The following is a 17,325-nucleotide window of genomic DNA, read 5'->3' on the forward strand; positions in this document are numbered from 1 at the left end:
AAAGTCTTTTAAAAATGATCTCAGGCTTATTTTATTCAATCGAACGCTCCTGCGTTGCTTAAACAAAATTTCACGTTAATAGATCATCTAAGACAAGATGACTTAAAACAACGATGGCTGACGGGATTCTGCTGGCGTATCGGTTTTCTCTGCACGCTGTGAGCGTTTCATTCTCTGCCGACACAAACGCAGCACATCCTGTTTCTGCGCATCACTCATTTGGCTCCAACTAAAGCGTTCATTACGACTGCGAAAGCAACCGCGACAATACCCGCCTTCATCCACCTGACAAATACCACGGCATGGATTAGGGACCACAAAGAGTTCTAGTTGCTCTGGCACAACACCTCCTGCTACAACTCTATTTATTGAAGCCCTGTTCTTTACCGCTGGCAAGCACAAACGGACAGTCACAATGAAAATAATTAGATAACCATTGTAATAACTGACGATTTTTTTACACGCCCGGCAGCCTAAAAGTGCCCCACCGCGCTATTTCCCCCTCCTGTTAGTACGTTTTAACACAAACCTCACCATAGTGTCGCATTTTTAGCATCATCCCAACAGCTTGGACTCGGCAGAGCCACAACGCTATACTTCCCTTTTGTTGCACTTTTTAACGAGGACACTATGCGTTTACTTCACACCATGCTGCGTGTTGGCGATTTACAACGTTCTATCGATTTCTATACTCAGGTTCTGGGCATGCGCGTGCTGCGCACCAGCGAGAATACCGAATACAAATACACGCTGGCTTTCGTCGGTTATACCGAAGAGAGCGAAGGTACAGTTATCGAACTGACCTACAACTGGGGCGTCGACAGTTATGATCTAGGCAACGCCTATGGTCATATCGCACTGGGCGTTGACGATGTTGCCGCAACCTGTGAGCGTATCCGCAAAGCAGGCGGCAATGTCACGCGCGAAGCTGGTCCGGTCAAAGGCGGCACAACCGTCATCGCGTTCATTGAAGATCCAGACGGCTATAAAATTGAATTGATCGAAAATGCCCACGCGGGTAACGGCATCGGCCACTGATATCTCTCGCATGCTACAGGTGCTACATCGGCACCTGTTCCCTCCCCCTCTTCGTCCCCCTCGCGGTTTGAACCACAACGGCATGCTGCATCTCCAGTCAAAATTTGCAATAATGCGCGCTGCGTTTTGCTAACAATTAAGAGACAAATGGCTGATAAAAGTGATCTGAACGCCCTGAGCGGCCGTTTTCGTGGGTTCTACCCGGTAGTGATTGATGTTGAAACCGCCGGATTTAATGCGAAAACCGATGCCTTGCTGGAAGTGGCGGCGGTAACATTAAAAATGGATCAAGACGGTTGGTTGCAGCCAGATGAAACGCTACATTTTCATGTTGAACCATTCGAAGGCGCGATCCTTGAACCCGCCGCGCTGGCGTTTAACGGCATTGACCCTACCAATCCGCTACGCGGCGCCGTGAGCGAATATGATGCGCTGCACGAAATTTTCAAAGTCGTGCGCAAAGGGATCAAGGAGCAAAACTGCAACCGTGCCATTATCGTGGCGCATAATGCTACATTCGACCACAGTTTCATGATGGCGGCAGCGGAGCGCTGTAGCCTGAAACGCAACCCATTTCACCCTTTCGCCACCTTTGATACCGCGGCCCTCAGCGGGCTGGTGTTAGGACAAACCGTCCTTGCCAAGGCCTGTATTGCTGCGGGTATTGCGTTTGACTCCAGTCAGGCACACTCCGCGCTGTATGATACCAATCAGACAGCCTTGCTGTTCTGTGAGTTGGTTAACCGCTGGAAACGTCTGGGTGGGTGGCCGATTGCGCAGGAAGAACATTCGCTGGAAGACGCGTCAGCCGAAGACTAAAAAGACGGGAAAATCAGAGATAAAAGAACGGGTGCCATAAGGCACCCGTTGGAAGGATTTACGCTCCGGTAATGACGTATAGCATCGTCATTAAGAACGCATTACTCTTGATCGGCCTGCTGTGCTTTGTACTTGTCGGCCGTTTCTTTGATCAGCGGTTGCAGTTCACCACGCTGGAACATTTCAACCACGATATCACAACCGCCAATCAGCTCGCCGTCAACCCACAGCTGTGGGAATGTCGGCCAGTTCGCGTATTTCGGCAGCTCAGCGCGAATATCCGGGTTCTGTAAAATATCAACATACGCAAAACGCTCGCCACATGCAGACAACGCCTGAACTGTCTGTGCGGAAAAACCGCAACTTGGCAATTTCGGGGAGCCTTTCATGTACAGCAGAATCGGGTTTTCAGCAATTTGGCGCTGAATTTTTTCAATTGTCGGTGTCGTCATCTTCTTGCTTCCTTAAACTTATAGGATGGCTAACGTCCAAAACGCTAGCCATGAGCCGCCGTCAGAGGTACTACGACAGCGACATTGACTCAGTGATATTGTACCGATGCCACCAGTCACAAAAAAACGCCATTTTTTGTAGGGATATTTTCCCTGCAAGTTATTCGCCCTTGATGAAATCAACGCCAGAAAGCGTTGATAAATCAATCGAAAAAACAACTATTAACGTTTTTTCACTATTCTGTATGAATAAAGCGACCATGCCCACTTTTTTATGCCGCCGTTTTCAGGAATACTGTGCGGATTGAGCGAGTTAAGGATTATGTTCGGTCACTTTTATTATGCGCTTGTTTATTACTCTTTTTATATTATTTTTCAGCAATCTGTCCCTGAACGTCGTTCAGGCTGCACCGCATACCCCGCATTCTGCGCCAAAGAAAAGCGCCGTTGAAGAAACCAATAAGAAAAGCCGTCAAACAAAGGGTAATGCGAAGTCACCGACACCGATCAAAAGCAAAAAACCAGAACCTACCGCGGTCAGCACGAAAACCAAACCTCGCAGCGTAAACAAATCAACAGAAAAAAAACCGTCACGGACGCAAAGCAGCACGCCCGCACTCGTGAAAAAGAATCTCAAAAAGCTGAAGCCTGAAGAAGAAAAGCAGACAACCGCACAGGCCAGAGTCAAAACCGGGCTGAAGAAAACGACGGTCAAGGGAAAAGCGGAGAAAAATCCGGCGCCTACAGAAAAAGGTATGGCGCTGAGCGCGGCGCATAAAAAGCGTTATCAACATGCCAAAACGACAGCAATGAATAAGTTGATGAGCCAAATAGGCAAGCCTTACCACTGGGGCGGCTCATCTCCTTTTACCGGATTCGACTGTAGCGGACTGGTCTATTACGCGTACAAAGACGTCGTTAAGATCCAGATTCCACGTACCGCCAATGAAATGTATCACCTGCGTGATGCCGCTCCGATTAAAAAGAGCGAGCTGGAAAGTGGCGATCTGGTCTTCTTCCGCATCAACAATCGCGGTGCCGCCGATCATGTCGGCGTTTATCTGGGAGAAGGGAAATTTATCCAGTCGCCGCGTACCGGTTCAGATATTCGTATCAGCAAACTGAGTGAAGATTATTGGCAGGAGCACTACGTTGGCGCGCGTCGCGTAGTAACGCCACAGACAATTCGTTGAGAAATGGATTCGGCATCGAAGAAGAAGAATGATTCAGACACGTTTTATGTAGCTGTAGCATAAACGTGTCTGAATACGGAAATCACACAGAGGCATCGTTCGGTTAGTTCAGCACCGCAACAAAACTGAACACAATGATCATCGCCAGTGCGCCAACCGTTGTCAGCAAAGACATCTTCAGATCTGTATCCATAAACCACTCCTTATTAACGAACAAATTTTATCTGAAAGAGGAAACCGCCCTTTACTGCGAACCCATCCAGGCGGTTAAAACCACAAACAATAGGGTTATTACGATTCTTTCATAATTTTAGTGAAAAATCTCGGACCAATGCATCACTAATAGTATAAATTAGCCCTTTCCCTTTCATGATAAATCGGACACAATCCGCTGTTTATGAAAGCGCTGCGTATCGGTCGAAAAACGTCAACCCAGATCCCTTCGGTATAACATTCGGCATTCTCCTTCTGAAATTCTGTTTTTTAGCTTAGAAGAAGAACTTTAAACGTAGGCAAACGATTAACAATATACTTACGTCTGTAACAGGTAAGTTCAGGAGTCATTTTTAGATGGCAACGATTAAAGATGTGGCAAAACGTGCTGGCGTTTCCACCACAACCGTATCGCACGTGATCAATAAAACACGTTTCGTCGCCGAAGAGACTAAGGCAGCCGTCAGGGCGGCAATCAAAGAATTGCACTATTCGCCCAGCGCCGTCGCACGCAGCCTCAAAGTTAACCACACTAAATCAATCGGTTTGCTGGCTACATCCAGCGAAGCCCCCTATTTCGCCGAGATCATCGAAGCCGTCGAAAACAGCTGCTATGCCAAAGGCTACACGCTGGTGCTGTGTAATTCGCATAACGACATCGGTAAACAGCGCGCTTATCTCTCCATGCTGGCGCAAAAACGTGTGGACGGCTTACTGGTGATGTGTGCCGAATATCCACCTGAGCTGCTGGCAATGCTGGAAGACTATCGCAGCATCCCGATGGTCGTGATGGACTGGGGCCAGATGCATAGCGACTTTACCGATACGATTATCGATAACGCCTTTGAAGGCGGTTATATGGCAGGCCGCTACCTGATCGAACGCGGCCATCGGGATATCGGCGCCATTCCCGGTATTCAAGAACGTAATACTGGCAGCGGGCGCTACCTCGGCTTTTTAAAAGCGCTGAAGGAAGCAGACATCACCGTACGCGAGGAATGGGTGGTTCAGGGCGATTTCGAGCCGGAATCCGGTTACAAAGCCATGCATCAGATTCTCGCGCAGAAACAACGACCAACGGCCGTATTCTGCGGTGGCGATATCATGGCGATGGGTGCCATCTGTGCGGCAGACGAACTGGGTCTGCGCGTGCCGCAGGATATTTCGGTGATCGGGTATGACAACGTGCGCCACGCGCGTTTCTTTACGCCGGCGCTGACCACCATTCATCAGCCGAAAGAGCGTCTTGGGCAGTCCGCCTTCGCGATGTTGCTGGATCGCATTACCAGTAAGCGGGAAGATGCACATGTCATTGAAGTCCATCCGACGTTAATTGAACGTCGTTCTGTGGCAGACGGCCCTTACCTCGACTATCGCCGCTAAGCGCGACGACACGATACAGACAACTTTCTTATTCCTGTCCGCTTCCCTCTCTGCTTCAGCCAATTTTCTTGTATGCTGGCTGAAGTAGTTCTAAATTTAATACCGCGTTTCATTTTCTCTGGTGACAGCCGATACGTCGGCTGCGATAAGTGCTGTCCAGGTATGTTTTACGATACTTTTACATAAAGTTAAGGAGACATGATGGGTTTACCTTATACAGAAGAATGGGATGACGATATCGCGCCCTGGTTCCACATCGTGCAGGACATGTTGGATGTCGCCGATATCACCATCAACGGCTCTCGCCCTTTTGACATCCGCGTGACCCATCCTGGTTTTTTTAAACGTGTTCTGCGCGAAGGATCGCTGGGGCTGGGAGAGAGCTATATGGAGGGCTGGTGGGAATGTGAACGACTGGATATATTTTCCCATCGCGTCCTGCGTGCAGGGCTGGAAACGAAGTTGCCCCGCCGTCTGCACGATCTTACGCGAGTCGCCCTCTCACGTGTCATGAATCCGCAATCCCGCAGACGCGCTCAGATTGTTGGCAAGGCACATTACGATTTAGGCAATGACCTCTTTACCCTGATGCTGGATCCTTACATGCAATACTCCTGTGCTTACTGGAAACAAGCACAGACGCTGGAACAGGCGCAGGAAGATAAACTCGCGATGATCTGCGAAAAGCTCCAGCTCAAATCGGGAATGACGCTGCTGGACATCGGTTGCGGCTGGGGCGGGCTTGCCGAATTCGCCGCACGCCACTACGGTGTGTCAGTTTATGGCGTCACCATTTCCAGAGAACAGCAGATGCTGGCACAACAGCGTTGTCAGAGTCTGAATGTCACGATTGATCTACAAGATTATCGCGATCTCGATCAGCAATTTGACCGCGTGGTGTCGGTAGGCATGTTTGAACACGTCGGACCGCGCAACTATGACCGCTTCCGCCGGATGTTCAGCTACTACCTGAACCTCTGTGCTGGAGCCTTCAGAGCAAGAACACTCCAGCTCTGGCAAGTGGTATTCAGTCTGGATGGGATCGAAGGAGGAGTACGTGTTTCACGCTAGCAGAAGAGAAAAAACCGGACGACGCTGTTCGTCCGGTTTACAGAATCAGGCAACGCAGAAATTACTCTTCTTTGCTCTGGTCGTTCGCCTGCTTGCTCGCCAACACACGCTCAACGGTATCCACTACGGCCTGGGTCTGCGGATCGATTTCAATATTGATGCGATTCCCCAGGCGTTTCTGCCCCAGCGTAGTCCGGTTCAACGTTTCGGGGATTAAATGCACGCAGAAGCGCCCACGAGTTACTTCCCCTACCGTCAGGCTGATGCCATCAATCCCGACAAAGCCTTTATGCAGCACGTATTTCATCAGCGCGTCATCTGCCAGACGGAACCAAATCTGATGGTTATTCTCTGAAACCTGAATCTTCACCACTTCCGCCGTACACATAATATGGCCCGACATGACGTGCCCGCCGATCTCGTCACCGAACTTCGCGGCACGCTCAATATTCACGACATCGCCTTCATGAATATCGCCCAGATTCGTTAATCGCAGCGTTTCTTTTATGAGATCGAAGCTGACACGATCGCCGTCAATAGCGGTTACCGTCAGGCAGCAGCCGTTGTGCGCCACCGAGGCACCAGGTACAAGTCCGGGCAGCAGGTCGGGCGGGAGTTGAACGACATGCGTACGGAAATTGGATTTTTCTTCAATCGACACCACCGGCGCGGTGCCCTGCACAATACCGGTAAACATACGGTTTGCCTCTTAAAAACAAAGAAATGATTTTGTGCAGTGTGCCCGATATTTCGCGGAAAACCAAACCGGAATACTGCACACCGCATGGTCATCGAAACCGTAGCGTAACAAAAAGAATATATTCTCTTCCATGCTGGTTTACTTTCGTTAAGTCGTTACAATGACTCTCTCTTTATCCCGATCTGTTTCTTATATCTAAATTATTTATTCCGCCGTCAAGTCATTCAAGGAAGGTATCCGTGCAACAGTATCTGACAGAAGCGCGTAAATTATCAGCGCTTGCTGTTCCTGTCATTATTGCGCAAGTGTCTCAAACATCGATGGGTGTCGTTGACACCGTCATGGCTGGTGCCTATAGCGCCACCGATATGGCCGCCGTTGCTGTAGGAACATCAATCTGGCTACCCGCCATTCTTTTTGGTCACGGTCTGCTGTTGGCGCTGACGCCCGTTGTCGCACAGCTCAACGGTTCCGGCCGACGCGATCGCATCTCGCATCAGGTGCGACAAGCTTTTTTCCTGGCCGCTATTATTTCTGTATTTACGATGCTGGTGCTGTATCAGGGGGAATATGCCATTAACCTGATGAGCGACGATTCACCAGAGCTGGCGGCAAAGGCCATTGGCTACCTGCATGCGCTGCTGTGGGGCGTACCTGGCTATCTGTTCTATCAGGTTTTGCGCTGCCAGTGTGAAGGGCTGTCCAAAACCTACCCCGGCATGATGATTGGGTTCATCGGGTTATTAATCAATATCCCGATCAACTATGTCTTTATCCACGGTAAATTTGGCATGCCCGAACTGGGCGGCGTAGGCTGCGGCGTCGCTACCGCATCGGTTTACTGGATCATGATGCTGTTGATGATGGCCTACACCCGACGCGCCTCCTGGCTACGCGACATCCGCCTGCATCGTCCAGCATTCCGCCCAGACGTTGCCGTACTCAAACGCCTCTTTGGTCTCGGTTTACCTATCGCGTTGGCGCTGCTTTTCGAGGTCACGCTGTTTGCCGTCGTGGCGCTGTTGGTGCTACCGCTGGGCGTCGTCGATGTGGCCGGTCACCAGATCGCGCTGAATTTCAGTTCGCTGATGTTCGTCCTTCCGCTGTCGGTTGGCGTCGCCACCACCATTCGCGTCGGACATCGGTTAGGGGAAGGTTCGGTCGATAACGCCCGCATTGCCGCGCATACTGGCATCATGGCCGGCGTGGCGCTAGCCAGCTGTACGGCCATTTTCACCACGCTGCTGCGTGAGCCTATTGCGCTGCTCTACAATCAGGATCCGTTGGTGGTGGCAATGGCGTCTCAGCTCATGCTGTTGGCGGCCGTTTATCAAATCTCCGATGCCGTTCAGGCTATCGGCAGTGGCGTATTGCGCGGCTATAAAGATACCCGGTCGATTTTCTATATTACGTTCACCGCGTACTGGGTGCTGGGTTTACCGAGCGGCTATATTCTGGCCTTGACGGATATCGTCGTACCGCGCATGGGGCCTGCGGGTTTCTGGTGTGGCTTCATTATTGGCCTGACGGCAGCGGCCGTGATGATGGTGACGCGGATTCGTTTTCTTCAGCACCAGCCTGTCGCACAGATTTTAGCGCGCGCGGCTCGCTAGATAACGTTTTATCCATTTTGAGTCGAAAAAAACGACACAATGGATACAACCCCAGCAATCGCGCTGGCAAGAGCACAAAATTGCATTTTTCCTCTTGCCAGTTTTCCCCTTGCTCGCTACTATTCGCCTCGCTGTCACACAGGCAGCACGGTATATTAATGCGTTCATAGCTCAGTTGGTTAGAGCACCACCTTGACATGGTGGGGGTCGTTGGTTCGAGTCCAATTGAACGCACCATTTTCCGCTTTCTACACGTTTTACTTTCCAGTATTTCTTACTGAAAATAATCGGCGATATCCTCTGAAGTAACTGCATTTATTCTCTCCACGTAAGATCGATTTCGTTCTGGCTATCCTCACGGTCGCGACACCTATTTGTTCTGACTCAAAGCAACGTATTGAACTTCCTCAGGTTTGTATAGACGCCCCAGCCGTTATGATAAAATCCTTCCGCGAAAATAATATTGAAAGAGTAAATTGCAATGGATTGGTTAAAAGATTACATACCACTGCTCCTCATTGGTGGTGGGATATGGGAAATTTGTCACGTCTATAACGGACTCAAATCTGGCGTGTTAGTCGAGAGAATTAATAGAAAAGACGTGACATTTCATCGTGGCGAATTTTGGTTTAGTTTTTGGATCGGCTTTCATATTATTTTTTCAATAGGCACGTTCGTCGTTAGCCTCTTTCTCATCAGAAAATATTTGCTCCTCCCTGATTGGCTGCAACCGTATGTCTCTCACTTTTATTTGCTCTGATAACCATTAGCCTCAACAACATATCCATGTGACTCTGCATGGTGTTCAAACTTGCCATAGGTAATGTCACGCCAGAGTGTCACTCTGGCGTAAAAGCATGCGCGCCACTGTTATTCCGCCAGCGACTCGATCACCACCACACACTGTCCGGCGCGTACAGATGCACCGGGCTGGCAGCGAATATCCCGCACCGTACCGCGCTGTGGCGACACAATCGGGATTTCCATTTTCATGGATTCGAGAATCATCAGCGTTTCGCCCGCGGCTACCGTCTTGCCGATCTCCGTCGTCACCTGCCAGAGATTGCCGGAAATCGGGCTTTCTACGCCGACCTGTCCCGGCAGGATCGGCGCGTCGTTCGCGTCCTCAATCACCACGTCAACGCTATCCGTCACCGATTGACCGGCAATACGCCAGCGCTCGCGCTCCGCCTCAAACGCCGCTCGCTGGTGCACGCGAAATGCCTCGATGTCTTCCGCTTCCCGCGACAGGAAATCCTGATAGGCGCTTAACGCCAGCTCGCTTTGCTCGATCCGCAGCGGATAGCGCCCCAGCGGGAAATCCCGCCGAATGGATAACAACTCATCGGCCGACACCGGATAGAAGCGAATTTGGTCAAAGAATCGCAGCAGCCACGGTTTGCCATCAAATGCGTCAACGCCGCGATAGCGATCCCACATTTGCAGCGTACGACCAACAAACTGATAGCCCCCCGGCCCTTCCATGCCGTAAACGCACAAGTAAGCACCGCCGATGCCCACCGAGTTTTCCGCCGTCCAGGTGCGCGCCGGATTATATTTGGTGGTGACTAACCGATGGCGCGGATCCAGCGGCGTTGCCACCGGTGCGCCGAGGTAAACATCGCCCAGCCCCATCACCAGATAACTGGCGTCAAAGACGGTTCGGTAAACCTCATCGAGATTCTCCAACTCGTTAATACGACGGATAAATTCAAGATTGCTCGGGCACCAGGGCGCATCACGGCGTACCGTGGTCATGTATTTTTCGATCGCCAGTTGGCAGGCGGGATCGTCCCAGGACAGCGGCAAATAAACCACCCGCGACGGCACGGTCAGATTCTGCTGTGTGCAAACGTCCTGCCATAGCATGGACAGCACGTCCAACAGGTGCGATAGCGAAAGTACCTCAGGGCGATAATGTACCTGTAACGAACGAATCCCCGGCGTCACGTCAATAATGCCATCAAGCGCCAGTTGCTCCAGCGCCAGCATCAGCGCATGGACGCGGAAACGCAGCGCGACATCCAGTTCTGCCGCCCCCACTTCCAGCAGTAAGTGGGTATCGCCGGATAACCGTGCAACCAACCGCTTATCCGCTTCCCCGCTATCCAACACTACCGGGGAAATCAGTGCGGCAGGCGACCAGTCAATCACGATCGGGGCAAGCTGGTCTACCTCAGCCTGGCGTGCCTGCGCCAGCGCGCGCGCCGTGGAGAGCTCGACGGGAATAAAGCGTACGCGGTCACCGGCGTTGAGCTGCCCCAGCGCCCACAAATCGGCCTCGATCACCGTCACCGGACAGACGAAACCTCCCAGACTCGGGCCATCCGGCCCCAGAATAACCGGCATGTCACCGGTGAAATCCACCGCGCCGATGGCATACGGGTTGTCGTGAATATTCGACGGGTGCAGCCCCGCCTCACCACCGCTGTCGCGTACCCATTCCGGTTTCGGCCCAATCAAGCGCACGCCCGTGCGGCTGGAGTTAAAATGCACTTCCCATTCGGTGGTGAGAAAGGTGTCCATATAGGCAGGCGTGAAATAGTCCGGTGCCGCATGCGGGCCGTAGATGACGCGCAGTTCACGTACCGCGGACAACGTGGTGCGCAACGCGTCCGGCAGCCTATCGCCGGTACGTCTATCAGCCAGCAGCGCGAGGTGCAATACATCGCCCGCCCGCAGCGCCCTGCCCGCATGGCCGCCAAATTGCCCCAGCGTGAAGGTGCTTTTACTGCCGAGATACTCCGGCACATCGACCCCGCCGCGCAGGCAAAGATAGCTGCGTACCCCTTGCGCATTCGCCGTCCCTAACCGCAACGTGGCCCCCGCAGGTATCGCAAAGACAGTATCCATCAGAACGGGTTGCCCATCCAAGTCGATAGCGAGAGACGCACCGGTGACCGCCGCTACCGCATCCGTATTAAAACGCAGCGTCGGCCCGTTCATTGTGATCTCCAGGGCGGCCACTCCCGCCGGATTCCCTACCAGACGGTTACCTAAACGTAATGCGCGATCGTCCATCGGCCCCGACGGTGGTACGCCGACCGCCCAGTATCCGAGGCGTCCGGGATAATCCTGTACGGTGGTCTGCGTACCCGCGCTCACCACTTCGCAGGTTGTCGCCTGATAGATCAGCGCATCCAGACAACGCGTCCACGGCTGGCCGCTGGCAAACGGCTCTGCCGCCAGAATCTGACGCAGATAGTCACGGTTGTGTTCCACGCCGTAGAGTCGCGTATCCGCCAGCGCCCGATCCAGCCCGGCCATCGCCTGCTCGCGGGTGGGGGCATAGGCGATGATCTTCGCCAGCATCGGGTCGAAAAACGGGGGGATCTCACACCCTGCGCTCACCCAAGTGTCGATGCGCAGGCGATGATCCTCTGCGGCAGGAAACGCGACTTGCGTCAGTAACCCCGGCGAAGGCTGGAACTGTTTGCCCGGATCTTCCGCGTACAGGCGCGCCTGTATCGCATGCCCCTGAGGGTTCAGACCCACAGCCAAGTCGCGCAGTGGTGGTAAATCCCCTGCGGCCAGTTCGATCATCCAGCGCACCAGATCCACACCCCAGACCTGTTCCGTTACACCGTGCTCTACCTGTAAGCGCGTATTGACTTCAAGAAAGTAAAAACGATCCGTCGCGCTGTCATAAACGAATTCCACCGTCCCAGCACTGCGATAATTCACCGCCTGAGCCAAACTGATTGCCGCCGCGCACAGCGCGTCAGCGACGCCGTCCGGCAGATTGGGTGCAGGCGTTTCTTCAATCACCTTCTGGTTGCGACGCTGTACCGAGCAGTCCCGAACGCCCAGCGCCAGTACATCTCCCTGACCATCACCAAAGATCTGTACCTCCAGATGTCGGGCGCGTTCGATATACTTTTCGATGAATACGCCCGCATCGCTGAAATTGTTCTGTCCCAAACGCTTTACCGTTTCAAACGCGTCGGACAGTTCCGTGGCGCTATAGCAAACGCGCATCCCGATCCCCCCACCTCCGGCTGTGCTTTTAAGCATGACCGGATAGCCGATCGCTTCCGCCGCACGGAGGGCCGCATCAAGATTTTCCAGCAGTTCGGTGCCTTCCAACAGCGGTACGTTGTGCTGCTTCGCCAACGCGCGCGCCGTATGTTTTAAGCCAAATACTCGTAGCTGCTGTGGTGTCGGCCCGACAAAAGCGATCTGCGCCGCTTCGCAGGCTTCGGCAAACGCGGCATTCTCGGACAGAAAACCATAGCCGGGATGGATGGCCTGCGCGCCGCTGCGCCGAGCCGCAGAGAGAATTTTTTCTACATCCAGATAGGTGTACGCCGCCGCGCCCTCCCCCAGGCTAATGGCTTCATCGGCGTCCTGAATATGCAGGCTACTGATATCGGCATCAGAATAGACTGCGACGCCATGGACGTTCATCTCGCGCAGCGAACGCAGAATACGGCACGCAATTGCGCCACGGTTGGCAATCAGAAGTTTGTCGAACATACGCTAGACTCATGCAAGGGCGGGTCGTCCCACCAAAATGCGATCCGCATGATGGTCGTCCATCACGCTAACAGTCAGGTGCTGCTGAAACAGCGGGTAAAACGGGTCATGCTGAAACAGATAGAACTGAAACAGGCTATCGAGTCGGTATCACGGGGCGTTGTCCGTTCGGGCGTTAGCCGACGGCAGGTAATAGCGATTTGCCCGAGCCTCCATCGCGCTCACCAGCCACGCTTTCACTCGCTGCCAGCGCGTACGTTTCTCATCGCCGCGATCCGACATCAATTCCATATCAGCACCTCCGCTGGCGTCGGGTTCCAGCCATTACACGGGTTATTCAACTGCGGGCAGTTGGAAATCAGCACGATGACGTCCGTTTCAGCGCGCAGCTCCACATATTTCCCCGGTGCAGAAATGCCGTCCTCAAAAGTCAGCCCACCTTCCGCCGTTACTGGCACGTTCATAAAGAAGTTGATGTTTGCACTAATGTCTTTTTTATTCAGGCGACCATCGTGCAGGCAGGCACAGAGAAAGTTATCGCGACAGCTATGCATGTAGCGTCGGTCGAGCGCATAGCGCACGGTGTTGCTCTCCTGCGCACAGGCTCCGCCCAACGTGTCATGGCGACCGCAGGTGTCGGCGACAATCGTCAGCAGCGGGTTGCCAAGGTTGGAATACAGCACGCTGCCCGTCGTCAGGTAGACGCTATTCTGGCGACGCAGCGTGCGTTGTGGATCATAGCGTTCACGCGGATCATCGACGCGATAGAACAGCGTATCCACCGCCTGATTGCCTTCCAAATCCAGCAGCCGCAGCGTCTGCCCCTGCTTCACTTCAAACAGATAGGGTTCTCCGGCAGGAATCACATGGCGGAATACCGCGTCCTCGGCCGTTTTATTGCTGGCAATTAACGTCATGTCCGGCCTCCTTACAGGCAAAAGCGTTCGGTATTGTGAAACGCGCGTGCATTTTCCTCACGGAACGCACGGCAGTACGCAGCGACATCCTCGCCTTCCGCCCGGCTCCAGGTGAGTGCAATCGGGCGCGGTGCATACGTCGGGTTAGGATCCATCGGGTGTTGCAGGGCGGTCAGCACCACCAGCGTATCCATCGGCGCATACAGCTCGATGTAGTCCCCCGCCTGAGAATGATTGGCGTGAAAATGAAACTGCCCCTGCGCATCCGCGGTGATTTTGCTGAACAGGTTGATGGTCATCAGCAGATCTTGCAGATTGAGATTCCATTTCCCCATCTCGACCAGCAGGTTATCCATGCCATTACGGAAAAAACCGTTGCGCAATTCCTGATAACGCCCCTGCCCGTATTTCTCCTGCACTTCCTGTGCATTGAGCACACCGCCGAAGCTGTCGTGCCAGCCGCAGGTATCGGTAATGATTGCCGCCAGCACGCGTCCCATATCGGAATAGAGGCAGTGCCCAGCCGTTAATTTGGCGGTATGTTGCCCTTTCAGGGTATCCGGCAGGTTCAGGCGTTCGCTGGTCTGGTGCGCGTTAAACAGCAGCAGGCCAACATTGCCGCCGCCTTCCAGATCTTCGATACGCAGAATCTGTCCACGTTTGAGAATGAAGGAGGTATGGCCTCCGCCCGGCACTATTTCTTCATCAAATGTTGTTCGGCCTGTCGATGTCTGTATCGCTGTCATAACCGAAAGCTCCTTAAATGGGGGATGTCGCCACGCTGACTGCAGGAGGCACTAGCGTCAGCGCACGCTGGCGCGTAGCGAGACGCTCCTGATTAAGCGGGATGTCATAGGTAATACGTGCGCCATAGGCTTCCGGCGCATGCGGGTCGACGCGCACTTTGTCGAACACCAGCAAACGCGTGCCGAGATGGAAACCTTCCGGCAAATCGTGGGTGACCATAAAGACCGTTAAGCGAGTTTCTCGCCACAGCTCCAGCAGCAGCGTGTGCATATCGCCGCGAATACCCGGATCCAGCGCTCCAAACGGTTCATCGAGCAGCAGGATGCGCGGCTGGACAATAAACGCCTGCGCAATCGCAAGCCGTTGCTGCATGCCGCCAGAAAGCTGGTTCGGGTATTTGTGCATGGAATGTCCCAGCCCGACGCGCTCCAGCATCCGCGCGGCACGGTCTCGCGCCGCCTGCTTACGCGCTCCAAACAGCCTGCCGAGCCAAGGGGAACGCGGGATCTCCAGCCCAATCACCACGTTTTCCAGCACGGTTAAATGTGGGAAAACCGAATAGCGCTGAAACACCACGCCGCGGCTGGCATCCGGTTCAGCGGGCAGCTGCTTCCCTTCAAGCCGTACTTCACCACGACTGGGCGTTTCTTGCCCCAGCAGCAGGCGCAGAAAGGTGGATTTACCGCAGCCGGATGCCCCAACCATCGTGCAAAACTCCCCTTCCTCAACGTTCAGGTTGAGCCGTTCCAGCACAACGTGGTCGCCGTATTCCTGCCAGATGTTATCGATCTCGATAAAACTCATGCTTTGCTTTCCTCTGACCACGGGAACCAGCGGCGATGCAGCCACCGCAGCGCCCTATCCATGAGCCATGCCAGCAGCGTGATCCACACGACGTAAGGCAGAATCACGTCCATCGCCAGATAGCGGCGTACCAGAAAGATGCGGTAACCGAGTCCTGCCGTTGCCGAAATCGCTTCGGCAGAAATCAGAAACAGCCACGCCGCGCCCAGCAGCAGTCGCAGTGAAATCAACAGCCGCGACAACAGCTGCGGCAGAATGACCCGCAGCACCACGACCCAACTGTTCGCCCCCAGCGTCTGCGCTTTAATCAACGTTTCCTGCGGTATGTTGCGAGCGCGCTGTTCGAGGTCGCGCGCCAGCATCGGCGTAATCCCAATCACGATCAGCATCACTTTCGAGAGTTCATCCAGCCCGAAAACGATGAAGAGAATGGGCAAAATCGCCAGCGGCGGAATCATCGACAGTACGGTCATCAGCGGCGAGAGCGACGCGCGAAACAGCGGGAAAGCCCCGGCCGCAATCCCGAACAGCAGGCTCAACAGGCTGGCGATCCCCAGCCCCAGCGCGAGACGCACCAGACTGGCCTGCGTATCCAGCCAGAACAGGTAATCGCCGCTGCGTTTGTCCTCGGTCAGTGCCATGCGCTGAATCGCCTCGGCCATTTGCCCGAGACTCGGCAGAAGTTTGTCATTGGGGTTAGCCTCCAGCCGCAATGCCGACCCGATGAGGTACAGCACCAGCAGCACGACAAACGGCAGCAGGACCAGCAACAGCCGTCCGCCCCTGCTGGGGTAGCGATTGATCAAGCGCACGATAGTCTCTCCAGTTTGCGGGTCAGAGTTTGTTCTCTGCGGCCAGACGCACGAAGGTGTCGTCAAAGCGCAGTTTCACATTGGCGCTGTCACCCTGCGTAATCTGTCCGGGGAACGTCATGCCAATAAAATCCGCGCTCTGTGCGCCTGCACCAAGCAACCCTTTATCAAAGGAGAAATCCGCCACGCGCTTCATGGTGTTAGGGAGATCCGGGCTGGTCAGAAATGCCAGATTGTCCTGTGGGGAATAAAACAGATGGGTGGTTTTTAACTGCGCCTGATAGCCCGCTAAATCGGTGCCGGAGGCGGCAGCCATTGACTCCAGCGCGGGTTTATCGCCTGCCTTCATCAGCGTCATCATTTCAAACCAGGCACCGGCCAGCGCTTTGCCCAATACTGGATTGTCCTGTAACGTCTGCGTGTTCACGACCATCATGTCGATCAGCTCACCGGGGATCTGGCCGGACTGAAAGACCTCCGTGGTGTCCGGCTGGCTTTTAATCGCAGACAGTTGCGGGTTCCAGGCGACGGCAGCCTGCACGCTGCGGGTGGCGAAGGCGGCGACAATATCAGCATCCGACGTATTGACGACCGTGACATCTCGCTCCCGCAATCCGGCTTTTTCCAGACCGCGCACCAGCAGATAATGCGAGACGGAGAGTTCAGGCAGGTTGACCTTCATCCCGCGTAAATCGCTCAGGGTTTTCCCTTTGCCTTTGAGCACAATGCCATCGTTGCCCGCCGAGAAACTGCCGAGCAGCAGCGCCGTAGTATCCACACCGCCCGCAGCCGGAATGGTCAGCGCATCCATGTTGGTCATCGTGCAACCGTCAAACTGTCCGGCGGTATATTGGTTGATCGACTCGACGTAGTCGTTAAGCTGCGTGACCTTAATCTTGATGCCGTACTTGTCGGCCCATTTATCGATAATGCCCTGCGTGCCGATGAACCCCCACGGCATCCATCCGGCATAGATCGTCCAGCACACGTTGAATTGCGTTTTAGGCGCAGCCTGAGAAGGGAAGCTCAGCAACGCTGAGAGACTGAGGACGCAAACGCCCAGTAAACGAGATAGGTTCATGCCAGA

The 17,325-nt window shown here is 53.9% G+C and carries 17 protein-coding genes and 1 tRNA gene; 7 read left to right on the forward strand and 11 right to left on the reverse strand.

Features of this window, described 5'->3' with window-relative positions; genetic code table 11:
• Positions 1-102 precede the first annotated feature (102 nt).
• Complete coding sequence (locus LCF41_RS12650) at positions 103-342, reverse strand: DUF1289 domain-containing protein (protein WP_347880943.1); 240 nt, start codon at positions 340-342, stop codon at positions 103-105.
• A gap of 288 nt (positions 343-630) precedes the next feature.
• Between LCF41_RS12650 and gloA the strand changes: the two genes are divergently transcribed.
• Together gloA and rnt are read left to right on the forward strand one after the other, a co-directional pair.
• The gene (gene gloA / locus LCF41_RS12655) at positions 631-1,038 is read left to right on the forward strand and encodes a lactoylglutathione lyase (RefSeq protein ID WP_225084918.1); all 408 of its coding nucleotides are present in this window, start codon (positions 631-633) and stop codon (positions 1,036-1,038) included.
• A 147-nt stretch (positions 1,039-1,185) separates the two neighbouring features.
• Positions 1,186-1,857: a ribonuclease T gene (rnt, locus tag LCF41_RS12660; RefSeq protein WP_225084919.1), complete on the forward strand. Its 672-nt coding sequence runs from the start codon at positions 1,186-1,188 to the stop codon at positions 1,855-1,857.
• Between the two features lie 101 nt (positions 1,858-1,958).
• On the opposite strand, the gene LCF41_RS12665 is transcribed toward rnt, so the two are convergent.
• Positions 1,959-2,309, reverse strand: a complete 351-nt coding sequence (locus LCF41_RS12665) for a Grx4 family monothiol glutaredoxin (RefSeq protein WP_010276591.1) — start codon at positions 2,307-2,309, stop codon at positions 1,959-1,961.
• A gap of 341 nt (positions 2,310-2,650) precedes the next feature.
• Here LCF41_RS12665 and LCF41_RS12670 point away from each other — a divergent pair, with 341 nt between their 5' ends.
• Positions 2,651-3,502, forward strand: a complete 852-nt coding sequence (locus LCF41_RS12670; protein WP_225084920.1) for a C40 family peptidase — start codon at positions 2,651-2,653, stop codon at positions 3,500-3,502.
• 103 nt (positions 3,503-3,605) lie between these two features.
• On the opposite strand, the gene cydH is transcribed toward LCF41_RS12670, so the two are convergent.
• Entirely contained in the window at positions 3,606-3,695 is a 90-nt protein-coding gene (gene cydH, locus LCF41_RS12675) for a cytochrome bd-I oxidase subunit CydH (RefSeq protein ID WP_121575788.1), read from the reverse strand.
• A gap of 377 nt (positions 3,696-4,072) precedes the next feature.
• Here cydH and purR point away from each other — a divergent pair, with 377 nt between their 5' ends.
• Together purR and LCF41_RS12685 are read left to right on the forward strand one after the other, a co-directional pair.
• Positions 4,073-5,098 carry an HTH-type transcriptional repressor PurR gene (purR, locus tag LCF41_RS12680; RefSeq protein WP_225084921.1) on the forward strand — a complete coding sequence of 342 codons (1,026 nt, stop codon included), beginning with the start codon at positions 4,073-4,075 and terminating at the stop codon, positions 5,096-5,098.
• A 201-nt stretch (positions 5,099-5,299) separates the two neighbouring features.
• Entirely contained in the window at positions 5,300-6,169 is an 870-nt protein-coding gene (locus tag LCF41_RS12685; protein ID WP_225088170.1) for a class I SAM-dependent methyltransferase, read from the forward strand.
• A gap of 61 nt (positions 6,170-6,230) precedes the next feature.
• Here the strand turns inward: LCF41_RS12685 and LCF41_RS12690 are convergent, their stop codons facing one another.
• Positions 6,231-6,866, reverse strand: a complete 636-nt coding sequence (locus LCF41_RS12690) for a riboflavin synthase subunit alpha (RefSeq protein WP_225084922.1) — start codon at positions 6,864-6,866, stop codon at positions 6,231-6,233.
• A 242-nt stretch (positions 6,867-7,108) separates the two neighbouring features.
• Between LCF41_RS12690 and LCF41_RS12695 the strand changes: the two genes are divergently transcribed.
• Both LCF41_RS12695 and LCF41_RS12700 read left to right on the forward strand, forming a co-directional pair.
• A complete protein-coding gene (locus tag LCF41_RS12695) occupies positions 7,109-8,482 on the forward strand; it encodes an MATE family efflux transporter (protein WP_225084923.1) in 1,374 nt (457 codons plus the stop codon).
• Positions 8,483-8,642: 160 nt separating this feature from the next.
• Positions 8,643-8,719: transfer RNA gene (locus LCF41_RS12700), tRNA-Val, on the forward strand.
• 633 nt (positions 8,720-9,352) lie between these two features.
• On the opposite strand, the gene uca is transcribed toward LCF41_RS12700, so the two are convergent.
• The 7 genes from uca to LCF41_RS12735 all read right to left on the reverse strand — a co-directional run bounded on the left by uca (position 9,353) and on the right by LCF41_RS12735 (position 17,319).
• A complete protein-coding gene (gene uca / locus LCF41_RS12705) occupies positions 9,353-12,958 on the reverse strand; it encodes an urea carboxylase (protein WP_225084924.1) in 3,606 nt (1,201 codons plus the stop codon).
• A gap of 150 nt (positions 12,959-13,108) precedes the next feature.
• Positions 13,109-13,249, reverse strand: a complete 141-nt coding sequence (locus tag LCF41_RS12710; protein ID WP_225084925.1) for a hypothetical protein — start codon at positions 13,247-13,249, stop codon at positions 13,109-13,111.
• Positions 13,240-13,875, reverse strand: coding sequence for an urea amidolyase associated protein UAAP2 (locus LCF41_RS12715; RefSeq protein ID WP_225084926.1), 636 nt, complete (start codon positions 13,873-13,875; stop codon positions 13,240-13,242). Before LCF41_RS12715 ends, LCF41_RS12710 begins: the two co-directional genes overlap by 10 nt.
• Before the next feature lie 11 nt (positions 13,876-13,886).
• Complete coding sequence (locus LCF41_RS12720; RefSeq protein WP_225084927.1) at positions 13,887-14,621, reverse strand: urea amidolyase associated protein UAAP1; 735 nt, start codon at positions 14,619-14,621, stop codon at positions 13,887-13,889.
• Between the two features lie 13 nt (positions 14,622-14,634).
• The gene (locus tag LCF41_RS12725) at positions 14,635-15,426 is read right to left on the reverse strand and encodes an ABC transporter ATP-binding protein (protein WP_225084928.1); all 792 of its coding nucleotides are present in this window, start codon (positions 15,424-15,426) and stop codon (positions 14,635-14,637) included.
• Positions 15,423-16,238: an ABC transporter permease gene (locus LCF41_RS12730; protein ID WP_225084929.1), complete on the reverse strand. Its 816-nt coding sequence runs from the start codon at positions 16,236-16,238 to the stop codon at positions 15,423-15,425. Before LCF41_RS12730 ends, LCF41_RS12725 begins: the two co-directional genes overlap by 4 nt.
• A 22-nt stretch (positions 16,239-16,260) precedes the next feature.
• On the reverse strand, positions 16,261-17,319 hold the full coding sequence (locus tag LCF41_RS12735; protein ID WP_225084930.1) for a putative urea ABC transporter substrate-binding protein: 1,059 nt from the start codon (positions 17,317-17,319) through the stop codon (positions 16,261-16,263).
• Positions 17,320-17,325: the final 6 nt, after the last annotated feature.

It is taken from the genome of Pectobacterium colocasium (assembly GCF_020181655.1).
Classification (GTDB): Bacteria; Pseudomonadota; Gammaproteobacteria; order Enterobacterales; family Enterobacteriaceae; genus Pectobacterium; species Pectobacterium colocasium.